The organism is Brachyspira catarrhinii (assembly GCF_005518285.1).
In the GTDB taxonomy this organism is placed as follows: Bacteria; Spirochaetota; Brachyspiria; order Brachyspirales; family Brachyspiraceae; genus Brachyspira; species Brachyspira catarrhinii.
The window spans coordinates 1-537 of sequence record NZ_SJDU01000748.1 but is presented as its reverse complement, the minus strand read 5'-3'; the positions used below and the strand labels follow the sequence as shown (position 1 = coordinate 537).

Annotated in this window: 1 pseudogene; it reads right to left on the bottom strand. The window is 37.1% G+C overall.

Going from position 1 to position 537, the window contains the following annotated elements:
* Positions 1-537 (bottom strand): annotated as a pseudogene (locus tag EZH24_RS13315) (variable surface family protein); the annotation flags it as partial.

Here is a 537-nt window from a genome sequence, read left to right as displayed (position 1 = left end):
AATAAAATCTCAAATGCTGGAAATATTCCATATTGAAATAATATCTCGCTTCTATACCAGTCGATATTACCATAGTTCCCTTTAAGCTGTCAGCTTTCTTATAATAGGATTGTTGCCCAACTCCTACGGAAATGGGAATATTTATTCTAAAATTATTATCCAAAGCTGTCATAGATAAGATGGGAGTATGAACCGTATAAGTAGGGCTTCCCCATTTAAATTCATAACCTAAAGCAATGCCGAATATATTCATTTGATAGCCTATACCTCCCAATAAAGCGGGAATAAGTTGGTCTAAAGCCACTTTAGCTCCGTTCAAAGCGGCATATTCGCCCACATTATGAATTATTATGCCCGAAAGACTATTTGCGCCCGTTAGCCCTAATGACGCTCTTATACTTTCGCTACCGAATACCGCTCCGAGTCTGTCCGTTCGAACTCTCAACTGATTGGATTGAACGAGAAAATCTATAAACGTATCCGAAGAATAATATCCGAATAGATTAAAAGAGAGTATCGATATAATGAGTAGTATTT